The sequence below is a fragment of the Microbacterium sp. TWP3-1-2b2 genome, assembly GCF_049896145.1.
In the GTDB taxonomy this organism is placed as follows: Bacteria; Actinomycetota; Actinomycetes; order Actinomycetales; family Microbacteriaceae; genus Microbacterium.
Map to the genome: position 1 here is coordinate 2,885,590 of NZ_JAFCTS010000001.1, position 14,718 is coordinate 2,900,307.

Here is a 14,718-nt window from a genome sequence, read left to right on the forward strand (position 1 = left end):
TTCTTCTGCGGCGTGGCGTGTCGAGCAGTGACGCGCCGCGCCGAGTGGGGTCCCCGTTTTCCCGGATGAAGCTTCACTGATCCTCCCGTCGAGTTGATAATGGTTCTCATTAGCCTTAGGCTGGGCGGATGAAGAAGTCCGTCGCCGCCGTTGCGCTCGCATCCGTCTCCGCTCTCGTCCTCGCCGGATGCTCGCCCACCGCCGCTTCGGAAGGCGCGGGTGAGGATGCGATCCAGGTGGTCGCCAGCACCAACATCTACGGGTCGCTCGCTGAGCAGATCGGCGGCGATCGCGTCGAGGTGACCTCGATCATCACCTCCGCCTCGCAGGATCCGCACTCCTACGAGGCATCCGCGCGTGACCGACTGAGCGTGCAGGACGCGGAACTGGTCATCGAGAACGGCGGAGGATACGACTCGTTCGTCGACACCCTGATCGGCGAATCCGACGTGCATGTCTTCACCGCAGCGTCGTTCTCGCACGACTATCCCGGCAACGAGGGCCACGAGGATGCCGAGGCGGAAGCGCACGCCGAGGACGACCATGCAGAAGAGGACCACGCTGAAGAAGGACACGACCACGCTGAGGAAGAGGGCCACGAAGGCCACGACCACATCGAGGGCTTCAACGAGCACGTCTGGTTCGACCCGCACACGATGATCCACGTCGTCGAGGGCATCGCGGCGGAGTTCAGCGAGATCGACCCTGACGGGGAAGCCGACTTCACCGCCGCGGCCGCCGAGATCGTCGCCGACCTCGAGGGCTTCGAAGCGGAGCTCGAGACGCTCGGCACCGAGACGGGCGGCGCATCCGTGTTCATCACCGAGCCGCTGCCCGGCTACATCGCCGCAGCCGCCGGCCTCACCGACGCGACTCCGGAGGGCTTCGCCGAAGCAGTGGAAGAGGGCGCCGACGTCGCACCAGCGACCCTGCTCGCCGCTCTGGACGTCATCGACAGCGGCGACGTGAAGGCGCTGCTCACCAACGCGCAGACCGGCGGAGCCGAGACCGAGCGCGTCGAGGAGGCTGCTGAGGCCGCGGGCATCCCCGTCGTCGCTTTCACTGAGTTGCTCGAGGACGGATCGTCGTACTCTGAGTGGATGCGTGATGCGATTCAGGACCTCGCCGCCGCACTCCAGCAGTGAGTGCGCCCGTTCGAGACGCTCAGGGGCCGGCTGGCGGGCCGGTGCTCGAGATCAAAGGCGCAGCCCTTCGTCGCGGACACCGTGAGCTGTGGGCCGGACTCGATCTGACGGTCGAACCCGGTGAGTTCATCGCCGTGCTCGGGCCGTCGGGCTCCGGCAAGACCACGCTCCTGCGTGCGATCCTCGGACTCCAGCCCCTGAGCTCAGGCAGCATCCGCGTCGCGGACCACCCGGTGCGCCGAGGCAATCCACGCATCGGTTACATCCCGCAGCAGCGCCCGCTCCCGCCGGAGACCAGCATGCGTGCTCGCGATGTCGTCGCCCTCGGCGTCAACGGCACCCGGTTCGGTCTGCCCATCCCTCGCCGCGGTGACAAGGCCAGGGTCGACGCCCTTCTCGAGGGCGTCGGTGCCTCGCACTTCGCCGATCGCCGTGTCGGCCTGCTTTCCGGCGGAGAGCAGCAGCGGCTTCGGGTCGGTCAGGCTCTCGCCGACGCGCCGACGCTGCTGCTCTGCGACGAGCCGCTGTCGAACCTCGATCTCGCCAACCAGCTCGGCATCACCGACATCATCGACCGTCAGCGCCGGGAGCGCGACGCCGCCGTGCTGTTCGTCACGCACGACATCAATCCGATCCTCGGCAGGGTCGACCGCATCCTGTACATCGCCGGAGGTCGCTTCGTGCTCGGCACCCCGGACGAGGTGCTGCAGAGCCGCGTGCTCACCGACCTGTACGGCACACCGGTCTTCGTGCTCCGTGCCGGCGACCGGCTGGTCGTCGTCGGAGTGCCGGATGCTGAGCCGCATCACGACCACGACGCAGGAGAAGTCGCATGATGGTGCTGAGCGGTGTGCAACAACTTCGGAGAACTGCACGTTCTTCGGAGAAATCGCACGAATCTCTCCGAGTTAGCTGCACTTCTCCGAAGTTGGTGCTCGGCCCCGCGCCGGCATCGGTGCTCGGATGCGACGCGGAGGTGCCCGCATGATGGTGCCGAGCCTCGACTGGGGCGACGTCTTCTCGTTCCGGGACTACGGCGCGCTCGTCGCGCTGCTCTCGAACTCGATCATCGCCGGCGCCGTGCTCGGCATCGTCGGCGGATTGATCGGCGTCTTCGTGATGCAGCGCGACCTCGCCTTCGCCGTGCACGGCGTGAGCGAGCTCTCATTCGCCGGTGCCGCCGCCGCCCTGCTGTTCGGCGGCAGCGTCGTGGCGGGGTCGATCGGTGGAGCCCTGGTCGCCGCGATACTGATCGGGATCCTCGGATCGAAAGCGCGCGATCGCAACTCGATCGTCGGAGTGCTGATGCCGTTCGGCCTGGGTCTCGGCATCCTGTTCCTGTCGCTCTACGACGGTCGAAGCGCGAACCGCTTCAGCCTGCTCACCGGGCAGATCGTCTCGGTGTCCAGCCCCGATCTCGGGTGGCTGATCGGCATCAGCGCGTTCGTGCTCATCGGGCTGCTGGTGATGTGGAACCCGCTGCGGTTCGACTCGCTCGACAACGTCGCAGCCAGTGCCCGCGGCATCCCGACCAGGGCGCTCAGTCTGGCTTTCATGGTGCTGCTCGGTCTCATCGTCGCGGTCAGCGTGCACATCATCGGCGCCCTGCTGGTCATGGCTCTGCTGGTCACACCTGCCGCTGCCGCCATGCGAGTGGCTGCCGGCCCGCTCACCGTGCCTCTGCTCGCGGCGCTGTTCGGCTTCGTCTCGGCGGTCGGGGGCATCCTGCTCGCGCTTGCCGGCACCCTGCCGGTCAGCCCATACATCACGACGATCTCGTTCCTCATCTACGCGGGATGCTGGCTGGTCCAGCGCGGGCGAGATCGGGTGCGTCGCCGTTCTCAGCCCCTGACAAGCGCCGCGGCCTAGACTCTCGGTATGGCTCAGCGCAATACCTGGCAGCGTGAGCGAGTGCGGGAAGCACTCGCGGATGCGCGCGGTTTCGTGAGCGCGCAGACTCTGCACGCCACGCTCCGTGACGAGAACACCGGCATCGGTCTCGCCACGGTCTATCGCGCGCTTTCCGGCCTCGCGACCTCCGGCGATGCCGACTCGCTGCAGAGCCCGGAGGGTGAGGCGCTGTATCGCGCCTGCTCGACCGAAGGACATCACCACCACCTGATCTGCCGATCATGCGGACTCACTGTCGAGATCGAGGCGAAGGACGTCGAGGCGTGGGCGCAACGCACGGCTTCGCTGCACGGCTTCAGCGAGGCGGAGCACGTCGTCGACATCTTCGGGCTGTGCACCCCGTGCGCGAGCCGGCGCGCAGCGGCTGAAGGAGCCGCATCCGCGTGAGCAACGTCACGTCGCCGCGCGTTTCGACGGGCTCAGGGCGCGGCCGCGTACCCGCTAGGCGCGGCACGCCTCGCTCGCCGTGGATCGGCGCCGCAATCGGCGTCGTCATCATCGCAGCGCTGTTCTTGATCGACAGGTTCGCCCCTGCGCTGTTCCCGGCGTCACTGCCCAGCCGCGCGCAGGACGGCCTCACGCTCGCGCTGAGCGTGCTCATCGAGGCGCTGCCGTTCGTCGTGCTCGGCGTCGTGCTGTCGATCGTGGTGCAGGTGTGGCTGCCGCCGGATCTCATCCAGCGCTGGCTGCCGACGCGCGGATGGGCCCGCCGCGCGGTGCTGTCGTTGTTGGGGATGCTCATCCCGGTGTGCGAGTGCGGCAACGTGCCGTTCGCCCGTGGCCTGATGATGCGCGGGCTTGCCCCGGCGGAAGCGATGACGTTCCTGATCGCCGCCCCGATCGTGAACCCGATCGTGATCATCACGACGCACGCCGCTTTCGGATGGGACGGCGGCATCCTGGTCGCACGCCTCGTCGGCGGATACCTGATCGCGAATCTGATCGGCTGGATCTACAGCCGTCATCCTTCACCTGATGCTCTGCTCACCCAGCAGTTCACCGCCACGTGCGAGCGGGTGCAGCACGAGCACGGCACTCCGACGCGTCGCAGCCTCACTCAGTTCCTGATCGAACTGCGCGCCGTGATGCCGGCGCTCGTGATCGGCTCCGCGCTCGCGGGGGCGGTGCAGGTGCTCGTTCCTCGCGACATGCTGCTCGCGATCGGTTCCAACCCTGTGCTCTCCATCGTCGCCATGATGGCGCTCGCGATGACGGTGGCGATCTGCTCGAACGTCGACGCGTTCTTCGCCCTGTCGTTCGCCTCGACCTTCTCGTCGGGTGCGCTGATCGCGTTCCTGCTCGTCGGACCGCTGGTCGACATCAAGATGCTCGCTCTGCTGCGCACGACGTTCACCACACGCACCCTCGTCGGAGTCGTCGCCGTCGTCGTGATGAGTGCGTTCGCGATCGGGATCGGGGTGAACGTCTTTGGCTGAGCAGTCGCGCGCACGCTGGCGCGCTCTCGCGACGCGTTGGCTCGGTCTCGGCCTGGCCGTGGTCATCTCGGTCGTCACACTCGGCCTCGGGGTCACCGGTCAGCTGACGCTCTACATCAGCCCCGAATCGATCTGGTTCGCATGCGCCGGTGCTGTCGTCGTGCTCGCCGGCGCGATCTGGTCGTGCACGCTTCCGCTGGGTGTCGAGACGGATCATGGGCACGATCACGGGGATGCGGATACCGCGGCATCCCCTCGACGTGCTCTCAAGATCGCCGGCACAGTCTCGGCGGGGATCGTCGCGAGTGGCGTCGTCCTCGCCGCTCTCGTGCTTCCGCCTGCGTCGCTGTCCGTGGAACTGGCGATGTCGCGGGCGGATGCCACTGGCGCCCTGTTCGCGGGTGCAGACACCCCGACGCTCGGAGTGGCCGACACGACGACCTTCGGGGTCGGTGAATGGTCGAGCGTCTTCGCCACCGCCACCCGCCCGGAGTCCTACGACGGTTCCACCGTCACGCTGACCGGGTTCGTCACACCCGGCGACGACGCGGATGCCGTGAACCTCACTCGCATGATCATCACGCACTGCGTGATCGACGCCCAGCCGGCCGCAGTGCCGGTGAGCGTCGACGCCGGCGAGACCGGCAAGGGGCAGTACAGCACCGGGCAGTGGATCGAGGTCACCGGCACGGTCACCGCCGATGACGACGGATCGCTTCGAGTCGTTCCCACCTCGGTGGTCGCGATCGACGAGCCCGGGGATCCTTATGAGTACTGAGGATCAGCCGGAGGCGCCGAAGACCCGCGCCGAAGCACGCGCCGCCCGCGAGGCCGCCGACCGGAAGGCTCCCGAGGTCCCACGTGCACCGGAGGGGGAGTGGCTTGGACTTCCCGCGGTCGCTGAGCCCGCGGATTCTGAGCCTGTGGTTCCTGAGCCCGTCAAAGTGTCGTCTTCGGCTGCCCCGCAGCCTGCGCTCAACGACCCGCCGCTGGAGCCAGGGCCGGATCACCCCAAGGACCGCCGGTTCCTGTACACGATCCTCGCCGTCGTCGCCGTTCTGGTGGTCGTGGTCGGCGGGCTCGGCGCGCTCAGCCTGTTCCAGGGCCCGCGCGTCAGCCAGGTGCAGGTCGATGCGGCTGAGGCGATCGACGTCTCGGGAAGCCGAGTCATCCTCACCGCGAACCAGGCGCTGCAGGAGATCGACGAGTCACAGGTCACGGTCGATCCCGCTGTGCCGTTCACGGTGGACGCCGCCGGCCGAAGCATCGGCATCCGCTTCACGGTCCCTCTCGACGACGCGACCGAGTACACGGTGAGCGTCGCCGGTGCCACCGGAGTCGGCGGAGGGCCGGCATCCGATCTCTCGACCACGTTCACGACGCCGGCCGCCAAGATCTTCCTGCTCAACCGCTCCGCCGAGGACGATTCGATCTTCCGCACCGACCTCGGCGGCGAGAACGCGGTGCCGGTGTTCACCCATCCGCGCATCAACGACTACCGTTCGACCTCGACCCGGCTCGTCGTCGCGGTCGAAGACGAAGACGAGTCACGGATCCTGGTGATGGATCATGACGGTGAGAACATCCGCGAGCTGACCCTGCCCGGCGACGGCTACGTCAGCTCCGTGCAGGTCTCCGAGCGAGGCGGGCTTGTCGGCTACACGTACTCCGATCGAGAGCTCACCGAAGACAGCGGGCGCGCGAGCGTGCTGGTCACCCAATCGCTCAGCGGCGACGATGAGCCGCACATCGCCGAGGTCGGAGATGCCGAGGCCAGCATCGCCGAGTGGCAGTTCGTCCCGGACTCGGCCGCAGTGCTGTTCATCGACTTCGCCGGCACGCTCTCCCTCGATGATCGATCCGGGGATGCGGGTGCGCAGAACATGGGCATCGCCACGAGCCTGCTCGGCATCTCGCGCGGCACGTACACGGCCATCGTCAGTCGCGCCGACGGCACGACCGTCGAGCTGAACCTCGCGGACGGTTCGGAGACTCCTCTCGCCGCATCCGAGCCCGACTTCGGCCCGGCGACGACGATCACCCCGTACCCCGGCGGCACTCTGCGGCACGTCGTCGCCCGCGACGCCGACGGCCTCCCCACCGGGCAGGCGATCATCAGAGTGGACGACGACGGCGCCGCGACCTCGCTGTTCGATGTCGCCTCTGGCAATGCGATCCTGCAGGCGTGCCCGTCGCCGAGCGGGCAGTACGCGGCCATCACGGTCGCCCCGAACCTCGTGGAGAACCCGTACGACGACATGCTCGTGCCGCTTCCTGGAACCCTGCAGACGCACCTGCTCGACCTGCGCTCCGGCGAGGAGATGGTCGTGCTCACCGGCTTCGACGCCTCGTGGTGCCAGATGGCGCCGCATTTCTGAACCATGACGCTGCATCGCGCGACCCGTACCGATCTCGAGGCCCTGCCGCTCGAGGTCGCACCGAGACTGCTCGGAGGAGAGCTGCGCACGGTGGTCGCCGGCCTCGAGGTGCGGCTGCGGATCACCGAGGTCGAGGCCTATCACGGCCGCGGCACGGGCGAGCTGGCCGACCCCGGGTCGCATGCACGCATGGGCAGAACCGCCCGCAACGCGACGATGTGGGGCGAGCCGGGGCACCTGTACGTGTACCTCAGTCACGGCATCCACTCCTGCGTCAACGTCGTGTGCGCACCTGACGGCATCGCCGGTGGTGTGCTGCTGCGCGCCGGGTCCGTCGTCGACGGGGTGGAGGCTGCGACCACTCGGTCAGGAAGATCGGGGCGCGACCTCGCCAGGGGGCCTGGCCGGTTCGGGCAGGTGTCCGGCCTGCGGCATCCGCTTCATGACGGTATCGACGCGATCACCGGAGCCGTGCTGCACGACGCCACTGCCGAACTGTGGTTGGCGGAAGGCGGATTCAACATCGCGACAGGACCGCGCGTCGGGGTGGCGGGCGTCGCAGGGACGCACGCGTTCCCCTGGAGGTTCTGGATCGAGGGCGATCCCTCCGTCTCGTCGTTCCGCTGGGGTCGGGGCGCGGCCGATGCTCAGGCCGTGCTAAACTGACTCCTTGTCTGCGCACACTCCTGTGCGTAGTTCGTGTGCTGTCTCCCTCTATTCGATCCCTGAGCAGGGTTCGGATCCAGGTGCGGCGCGCAGACAAGGGATCTTGGGTGAGGCCGTCCGGTCTCACGGTAATGAAGGAGTAATCACATGGCAGCAGTGTGCCAGGTGACAGGAGCTGTTCCCGGCTTCGGTCACAACATCTCGCACTCGCACCGCCGGACGAAGCGTCGCTTCGACCCGAACGTGCAGAAGAAGACCTATTTCGTGCCGTCGCTCGGTCGTAAGATCACGCTGAACGTCTCCGCGAAGGGCATCAAGGTCATCGACGTCCGCGGCATCGAGAACGTCGTCAAGGACCTCCAGTCGAAGGGTGTCAAGCTCTAATGGCCAAGAAGTCTCAGGACATCCGTCCGATCATCAAGCTGCGTTCGACGGCAGGCACTGGGTTCACGTACGTGACCAAGAAGAACCGTCGCAACACCCCCGACCGTCTCGTGCTGAAGAAGTACGACCCGGTCGTCCGCAAGCACGTCGATTTCCGCGAGGAGCGCTAAACATGGCGAAGAAGAGCAAGATCGCTCGCAACGAGCAGCGCAAGGTCGTCGTCGAGCGCTACGCTGCCCGTCGTGCCGAGCTGAAGAAGACCCTGGTCGACCCGACCGCGACCGACGAGGCCCGCGAGGCCGCTCGTCTCGGCCTGCAGAAGCTGCCCCGCAACGCTTCGCCGGTGCGCGTGCGTTCGCGTGACGCCATCGACGGCCGCCCCCGTGGCATGCTGACGAAGTTCGGCATCTCGCGTGTGCGCTTCCGCGACATGGCACACCGTGGCGAGCTGCCCGGTATCACCAAGTCGAGCTGGTAAGCAACGCTTTCAAGGGGCGAGGATCTTCGGATCCTCGCTCCTTTTGCGTGCCCGGCCTCTGCCGCCCCTGCGGACGGCGTAGACGTGAGGTGCCCGGGCGTCGCAACTGAGGTCGATGGGAGCTTTTCGCTCGTGCGAGGTGTTCGGAACGTGCGAGAACCTCCCATCGATGCGGGTAAGGCGAAGCGAAATCTGTGAACAGAGTGACCAAAGTGACACGACACGCGGGTGAAAAGCCCAAAACCCGCGAAATGACGCGGAAATGCGGGCAGTGGTTGATACATTCGAGGCGGTCACTCGACCAGCGGGCGGCATCCGCTTCCCGAACCACAACGATGCGACACTTTGTCGCTGGAGGATGACATGGCTGACAAGTCCATCACCAAGACCGAGCTCGTCGCGAGCATTGCAAGCGCCACCGGCCAGAGCCAGGCCACCGTCTCCGGTGTCCTCGACGCTCTCTTCGGCACCGTCTCCGACGCTGTCGCCAAGGGCAGCAAGGTCTCGATCCCGGGCTGGATCTCGTTCGAGCAGGTCGACACCGCAGCTCGCACGGGCCGCAACCCTCAGACCGGCGCCGAGATCAAGATCCCGGCAGGCAAGCGCGTCAAGGTGACCGCTGGTTCCAAGCTCAAGGCAGCCGTCAAGTAAGACCGCTCCTTTCGAAGGCCGTCCCTCAGGGGGCGGCCTTCGTGCTTTCCTCCGGCCGTGCGCGCTTAGGCTGGAAGGGTGACTTCTCCCGACCTGCGCACAACACGCTCGTCGGCGTACCGTGCGGCGGGTGTCGGCATCCTCGCGGTCACGGCCGTCATCGCGTTGGTGGTCGCCCTGCAGTTCGGCGGGGGAGCCGCTCCTCTGCTGCTCAGCGATCCGGGCGCCTTCGTGCGCTGGGGGCTTCCGTCCGCGCGGCTGGTGAACAACCTCAGCGCGGCCGTCATGATCGGCTCGATGGTTCTCGCCCTGTTCGCACTGCGGGCCGGCGAGAAGTCGTTCGAGACGGCACTGGATGTGGCATCCATCGGCGCAGCCGTATTCACCGTCTCCTCCGCCGTGACAGCGTTCCTGACCTTCCTCGGCGCGTTCAACGTGCAACTCAGCCTCGAGCAGCAGTTCGGAGAGCAGCTCGGCCGCTTCCTGCTCACGCTGCCCCTCGGTCAGGCATGGCTGATCACCACGATCATGGGGGCGCTGGTCACGATCCTCGCGTTCGCGTGGCGCAGCTGGACTCCCACCCTCATCACCGCGGGCATCGCCGCGGCGGCACTGCTCCCGATGGCGAACCAGGGGCACTCCGGCGAGCTCGCCGGGCACGTCGTCGCCGTCAATTCGATCCTTCTGCACACGGTCGGCGCCGCCGTCTGGCTGGGCGGCCTGTTCCTACTTGTCGTGCTGCGCCGCGCGAAGGGCATCGATCACACAGATCTGGTGCGCCGTTACTCCTCGCTCGCGATCGCCTCGTTCTTCGTCGTGGCGGTGTCCGGTGTGATGCGCTCCACCGTCGGGCTCGGTGGCTGGGACGGACTATGGACGCCGTACGGCCTCATCATCCTCGCCAAGGTGGTGCTGCTCGGCGGCATGGGGCTGCTGGGTGCCTGGTATCGCGCGCGCCTGATCCCCCGCCTCGGCGGCGAGAACGCATCGCGCTGGTTCTGGATGCTGGTGCTCTGCGAGGTCGCGCTGATGGGACTGGCGTCCGGTGCGGCCGCGGCGCTCGCGCGCACGCCTCCTCCGACCGGAGAGACCGCCGCGATCCTGAAGACGCCCGCCGAACTGCTCACCGACTCCCCGCTTCCGCCCGAGTTCACCATCGACATGTGGTTCGCCGGCTGGGACGTCGACATCCTCTGGGCGATGGGCGCGGCCCTCGGTCTGTTCTTCTACCTCGCCGGCGTCTGGCGCATGCACCGTCGCGGCGACGGCTGGCCGATCCATCGCACGGTGTTCTGGGTTCTCGGGTTGATCATGCTCGTCTGGGTGACGTGCGGACCGATCAACCTGTACCAGGACTACCTCTTCAGCGTCCACATGCTCGGGCACATGATGCTCACGATGGCGATACCGCTGCTGCTGGTCTCCGGAGCGCCGATCACCCTGGCGCTGCGCGCGATCCACAAGCGCGACGACGGCACCCGTGGAGGGCGTGAATGGATCATGTGGGCGGTGCATTCGCCGTTCTCGCGGGTCATCACCCATCCGTTCGTCGCCGCGGGGCTCTTCATCGGCTCGCTGTGGGCGTTCTACTTCACCGATCTCGTGCGGTGGTCGATGTACGAGCACCTCGGGCACGAATGGATGGTCATCCACTTCCTCATCACCGGCTACCTCTTCGTGATGAGCCTGGTCGGCGTCGACCCCGTCCCGTACCGGTTGCCGTACCCAGGCAGGCTGATCACCCTGATCGCGGTCATGGCGATGCACGCGTTCTTCGGCATCGCGATCATGATGCAGGAGGGGCTCATGGTCGCCGAATGGTTCGGGTCGATGGGTCGGACGTGGGGCCCGACGCCGATGGAGGACCAGTACCTCGGCGGTGGCATCGCATGGTCGATCGGCGAGATCCCCACCCTGATCGTCGCGATCACCGTGGCCATCCAGTGGAGCCGCGACGACACCAAGGTGCAGCGGCGAAACGATCGCCACGCTGACCGCACCGGCGACGCAGAGCTCGAGGAGTACAACGCCCAGCTCGCGGCCCTCGCCGATCGCGATGCTCGTCAGAAAGCCAGGGAGGGCTGACGGCTCACGCCCCCGCGGAGCCGACCCTGATCGATGCTGACCCGTCAGGGAGGATGGAGATCGTCCCGTTCACGCGGAACGGCACGTCCTCTGACACGTGCTCGATCGAGCCGTCGAAGAGCGAGCGGATGTCGACCTCGATGTGCGCGACGGCGTCGGTCGCGGGGATCTTCCACTGCGCGCCGTCCGGTTCGACAGTGACCTTCGGCTGCGCCGTGATCGTCCAGGTCGGCAGGTTCGCGATGCGGTTCTGCACCTCGAGTCCGAACGGGCAGGCCGTCGGCTGCAGTACCTGCTGCGTGGTGCATTCAGTGAGGAACTCCTCGACGCGCGTCTGCACCACCGCGAGGAACTCCTCTGTCGGCTCCGTCTGGATATCGACAGGGGTCTGGGTGAGCGGAGAGTCGGCGAGGATGCTGACGCCCGGGGAGGTCGAGATCGCGGTGTCGACCGTGACCGAGTAGACGCCTGGGGTGAACACGAGCATCGGCAGCGCGTCCAGCGGGGCCGCCTCCACCCCGGCGGATGACACCTGGCGACGATCGATCTCGAACCCGTTGACGGCGAACCTGTCGGCGCCGAGGACGTTGAGCGACACTGCAGCGAGAGGCGTGCGGGCGAACCGCCAGTTCGGGGTCACGCCCACCCAGCCGTCCTGCTTCACCTCGAAGGTGCTCGTACCAGGGTGGGAACCGGCGACGTAGGACACGGTCACCGACGTGACGCCGTCGAGCGTCACCTCTTCGACGACGTCGATCTCGGTGAGCGGCGCGAGCGCCGCCTGGCGCAGCAGCGCCTCGGATGCCGTGGCCTCGATCGCCGCTTCCTCGAGGGTGGCGCGATCGATGGCGACGCCAGGAACCCGAAGTGCGTCGGCGGCGCGACCGGATGCCAGCAGATCGAGATACCGCGTGACGAAGGCCCCGGGGCCGTAGTACTCCTTGTACAGCGCTGCCCCTCCGGCGCCGATCGCACCGATGAGGAGAACGCCGATGATCGCCAGTGCTGTGAGATCCACCCAGAGGCGGCGGCGCCGGGGCGACGTCGGCTGGGGCTGATCCATGGCGCAAGTCTAGGAGAGCGGCCTGAGACAGTGCCGAGCGTCGCGACCCTTCGACAGGCTCGGGGATCGTGACGTTCGGGATCGTGACGTTCGGGATCGTGACGTTCGACGCTCACGTACCATGAGAGTCGTGTCTGTCCCCGCCCTGTCCACCGAGCAGCAGGAGCTGTTCCGTCTCATCGAGGACACCAGGGAGCACGTCTTCATCACCGGCCGCGCCGGAACCGGCAAATCCACGCTGCTGCAGTACTTCGCCTGGAACACCGAGAAGCAGATCGCGATCTGCGCACCGACCGGCGTCGCTGCGCTGAATGTCGAGGGGCAGACGATCCACTCGCTGTTCCGTCTTCCGATCGGCCTCATCGCCGAGAGTGAGATCGAGCAGAACGATGCCACTCGCCGCATCCTCAACGCCATCGACACTCTGGTCATCGACGAGATCTCGATGGTGAACGCCGACCTCATGGATGGCATGGACAGGGCCCTGCGCCAGGCCAGAGGGCGGCGGGCAGAGCCGTTCGGCGGCGTGCAGGTCGTGATGTTCGGCGACCCGTACCAGCTCGCACCCGTGCCGCCGCGCGGCGACGAGCTGCGCTACGTGCAGGATCACTACCGATCATTCTGGTTCTTCGACGCGAAGGTGTGGGCGGGCGCGACGATGGGCGAGTCCGACGGACTCATCGATCTCGGCCGGCACGGCGCGGAGCTGCACGTGCGCGAGCTGGTGCAGATCCACCGGCAGTCGGATGACGGATTCAAGGCGATGCTGAACGCGGTGCGATACGGGCGGGTGACGGCGGAGATCGCCAAAGTGCTGAACGATCAGGGTGCGCGTACGCCTCCCGATCCGGAGCCGGGTGAGGTCCCGATGATCACGCTCGCGACGCGCAACGACATCGTCAACAACATCAATCGTCGCCACCTCGCCGCTCTCGCAGGCAAGGAGCAGACCGCAAGGGCCGAGATCAACGGCGACTTCGGACGAGGAGACGCCTCATATCCCGCCGATGCCGAGCTCAAGCTCAAGATCGGGGCCCAGGTCATGTTCCTGCGAAACGACGTCTCGATGACCGGCGAGCCTCCGCGCTGGGTGAACGGCACGATCGGCACAGTGAAGCGCATCCTCGGCGGGTCGGTGCGGGTGGAGATCGACGGTGAGGATGTCGACGTCGAGCCTGCGGTCTGGGAGAGGTTCCGCTACTCGTACGATCAGAACACCAAGACCCTCAGCCGTGATGTGATCGCGGAGTTCCTGCAGTTCCCGCTGCGGTTGGCGTGGGCCGTCACGATCCACAAATCGCAGGGGAAGACGTACGACCGGGCGGTCATCGACCTCGGCGGCGGGGCGTTCGCACCAGGACAGACCTATGTGGCCTTGTCGCGGCTGACCTCGCTGGACGGGCTGTACCTCTCTCGTCCCCTCCGCCCGAGCGACATCAGGGTCGATGAGGATGTGCGCCGCTTCATGCGCGAAGCGTGGGAGAGGGCGTCGACGCCAGAGGTCAAGGCTTAGGCTGCGGTCCTGGCCCGGTCGAGGTCCAGGAACAATTCGGTGTTGAACCGGTACGCCAGCAGCACCTCGTCGATGACGCGCTCGCGCTCGGCGTCGTCCCACGGCGCGGCGTCCAGCTGTTCGCGGTAGACGTCCTTGAACGCGTTGGGGTCGGCGATGTCGTCGAACAGGTAGAAGCCGACGCCGTTGGTCTCGAAGCCGAACCGGCGCTGCATGACGCGTCCGATGAAGATGCCGCCGGAGAGATCGCCGAGGTATCGGGTGTAGTGGTGTGCGACGAATCCGCCCACCCAGGTCGCGCCGACCTCGTTGATGCGGTCGACGTAGCGCTGGGTCGTCGGAAGCGGGGTGATGCTGCCCTGCCACTGCGGCCCGAGCAGGAATTCGAGATCGGCTTCGAGCGCGGGAAGGCGGGTCAGCTTGTCGCTGATGAAGACCGCAGCCACCGGATCCTTGCGCATGCGCTCGCCGACCGATTCCAGAGCCGCATAGATGAAGTAGTGCTGCGCGACGAGGGAGATGTAGTCCTCACGGGAGCCGTCGCCTTTGAGCAGGTCGGACATGAAGCCGGCGTGCTCGCTGCGTGAGTGCGAGCCAGCGGATCGCTCACGCAGTGCGGTGGAGAAGGAGAGGATTTCAGCCATGCCCACAGTGTAAGGGCAACCTAACCTTAGGAGAAGTGCGGATCTGTCAGGAGTGCGGGCGTGGCTCGACGCCGAGCCTCTCGCACGCGGCGTCGTACAGCGCCACGACCTCGCGGCGCACAGCCGCACGCTCGGAGATCTGCCCGCTCGGCCACGCGACACGCAGTTCCTCCGGGATGCCGGCGCGCGTGATCTGCCAGGAGCCGCCGTCACCGTCGACGTCCGTCATCACGGCGCTCGTGATCTCGACGTCGGATGCCGTGGCGAAGGCGCGAGCGATGAGCAGGTTGTCTTCGACGTGGTCGTTGTTCATGTGTCGGAGGATGGCGGCGACGACGTCGGGTTCGAAGATGTGAGGCACGTC

General features: G+C 66.9%; 17 protein-coding genes. 14 read left to right on the top strand and 3 right to left on the bottom strand.

Going from position 1 to position 14,718, the window contains the following annotated elements; all coding sequences use genetic code 11:
• Positions 1-128 precede the first annotated feature (128 nt).
• The 13 genes from ACP7AR_RS14250 to ACP7AR_RS14310 all read left to right on the top strand — a co-directional run bounded on the left by ACP7AR_RS14250 (position 129) and on the right by ACP7AR_RS14310 (position 11,134).
• On the top strand, positions 129-1,145 hold the full coding sequence (locus ACP7AR_RS14250; protein ID WP_426187096.1) for a metal ABC transporter solute-binding protein, Zn/Mn family: 1,017 nt from the start codon (positions 129-131) through the stop codon (positions 1,143-1,145).
• A complete protein-coding gene (locus ACP7AR_RS14255; RefSeq protein WP_426187098.1) occupies positions 1,142-1,981 on the top strand; it encodes a metal ABC transporter ATP-binding protein in 840 nt (279 codons plus the stop codon). The genes ACP7AR_RS14250 and ACP7AR_RS14255 overlap by 4 nt, the downstream gene beginning before the upstream one ends.
• A 148-nt stretch (positions 1,982-2,129) precedes the next feature.
• The gene (locus tag ACP7AR_RS14260) at positions 2,130-3,014 is read left to right on the top strand and encodes a metal ABC transporter permease (protein WP_426187100.1); all 885 of its coding nucleotides are present in this window, start codon (positions 2,130-2,132) and stop codon (positions 3,012-3,014) included.
• A gap of 9 nt (positions 3,015-3,023) precedes the next feature.
• A complete protein-coding gene (locus ACP7AR_RS14265; RefSeq protein ID WP_426187102.1) occupies positions 3,024-3,443 on the top strand; it encodes a Fur family transcriptional regulator in 420 nt (139 codons plus the stop codon).
• A 107-nt stretch (positions 3,444-3,550) separates the two neighbouring features.
• Positions 3,551-4,492, top strand: coding sequence for a permease (locus ACP7AR_RS14270; protein ID WP_426187771.1), 942 nt, complete (start codon positions 3,551-3,553; stop codon positions 4,490-4,492).
• Positions 4,485-5,270, top strand: a complete 786-nt coding sequence (locus ACP7AR_RS14275; RefSeq protein ID WP_426187104.1) for a TIGR03943 family putative permease subunit — start codon at positions 4,485-4,487, stop codon at positions 5,268-5,270. Before ACP7AR_RS14270 ends, ACP7AR_RS14275 begins: the two co-directional genes overlap by 8 nt.
• Positions 5,260-6,870: a hypothetical protein gene (locus ACP7AR_RS14280; RefSeq protein ID WP_426187106.1), complete on the top strand. Its 1,611-nt coding sequence runs from the start codon at positions 5,260-5,262 to the stop codon at positions 6,868-6,870. Before ACP7AR_RS14275 ends, ACP7AR_RS14280 begins: the two co-directional genes overlap by 11 nt.
• Before the next feature lie 3 nt (positions 6,871-6,873).
• Positions 6,874-7,536, top strand: a complete 663-nt coding sequence (locus tag ACP7AR_RS14285; RefSeq protein WP_426187108.1) for a DNA-3-methyladenine glycosylase — start codon at positions 6,874-6,876, stop codon at positions 7,534-7,536.
• A 147-nt stretch (positions 7,537-7,683) separates the two neighbouring features.
• Positions 7,684-7,920: a 50S ribosomal protein L28 gene (gene rpmB / locus ACP7AR_RS14290; protein WP_426187110.1), complete on the top strand. Its 237-nt coding sequence runs from the start codon at positions 7,684-7,686 to the stop codon at positions 7,918-7,920.
• Positions 7,920-8,090 carry a 50S ribosomal protein L33 gene (rpmG, locus tag ACP7AR_RS14295; protein WP_036280872.1) on the top strand — a complete coding sequence of 57 codons (171 nt, stop codon included), beginning with the start codon at positions 7,920-7,922 and terminating at the stop codon, positions 8,088-8,090. Before rpmB ends, rpmG begins: the two co-directional genes overlap by 1 nt.
• Before the next feature lie 2 nt (positions 8,091-8,092).
• A complete protein-coding gene (gene rpsN / locus ACP7AR_RS14300; RefSeq protein ID WP_259064002.1) occupies positions 8,093-8,398 on the top strand; it encodes a 30S ribosomal protein S14 in 306 nt (101 codons plus the stop codon).
• A 363-nt stretch (positions 8,399-8,761) separates the two neighbouring features.
• On the top strand, positions 8,762-9,049 hold the full coding sequence (locus ACP7AR_RS14305) for an HU family DNA-binding protein (RefSeq protein WP_033105720.1): 288 nt from the start codon (positions 8,762-8,764) through the stop codon (positions 9,047-9,049).
• A 78-nt stretch (positions 9,050-9,127) separates the two neighbouring features.
• Positions 9,128-11,134: a cytochrome c oxidase assembly protein gene (locus ACP7AR_RS14310; protein ID WP_426187113.1), complete on the top strand. Its 2,007-nt coding sequence runs from the start codon at positions 9,128-9,130 to the stop codon at positions 11,132-11,134.
• Positions 11,135-11,138: 4 nt separating this feature from the next.
• Here ACP7AR_RS14310 and ACP7AR_RS14315 read toward each other — a convergent pair whose 3' ends face one another.
• Positions 11,139-12,197, bottom strand: coding sequence for a hypothetical protein (locus ACP7AR_RS14315; RefSeq protein WP_426187115.1), 1,059 nt, complete (start codon positions 12,195-12,197; stop codon positions 11,139-11,141).
• 121 nt (positions 12,198-12,318) lie between these two features.
• Here ACP7AR_RS14315 and ACP7AR_RS14320 point away from each other — a divergent pair, with 121 nt between their 5' ends.
• Positions 12,319-13,710, top strand: a complete 1,392-nt coding sequence (locus tag ACP7AR_RS14320) for an ATP-dependent DNA helicase (RefSeq protein ID WP_426187117.1) — start codon at positions 12,319-12,321, stop codon at positions 13,708-13,710.
• Here the strand turns inward: ACP7AR_RS14320 and ACP7AR_RS14325 are convergent.
• Together ACP7AR_RS14325 and ACP7AR_RS14330 are read right to left on the bottom strand one after the other, a co-directional pair.
• Positions 13,707-14,354: a heme oxygenase (biliverdin-producing) gene (locus ACP7AR_RS14325; protein WP_426187119.1), complete on the bottom strand. Its 648-nt coding sequence runs from the start codon at positions 14,352-14,354 to the stop codon at positions 13,707-13,709. The genes ACP7AR_RS14320 and ACP7AR_RS14325 overlap by 4 nt on opposite strands.
• Positions 14,355-14,400: 46 nt before the next feature.
• On the bottom strand, positions 14,401-14,715 hold the full coding sequence (locus ACP7AR_RS14330; protein ID WP_426187121.1) for a DUF2470 domain-containing protein: 315 nt from the start codon (positions 14,713-14,715) through the stop codon (positions 14,401-14,403).
• Between the last annotated feature and the right edge of the window lie 3 nt (positions 14,716-14,718).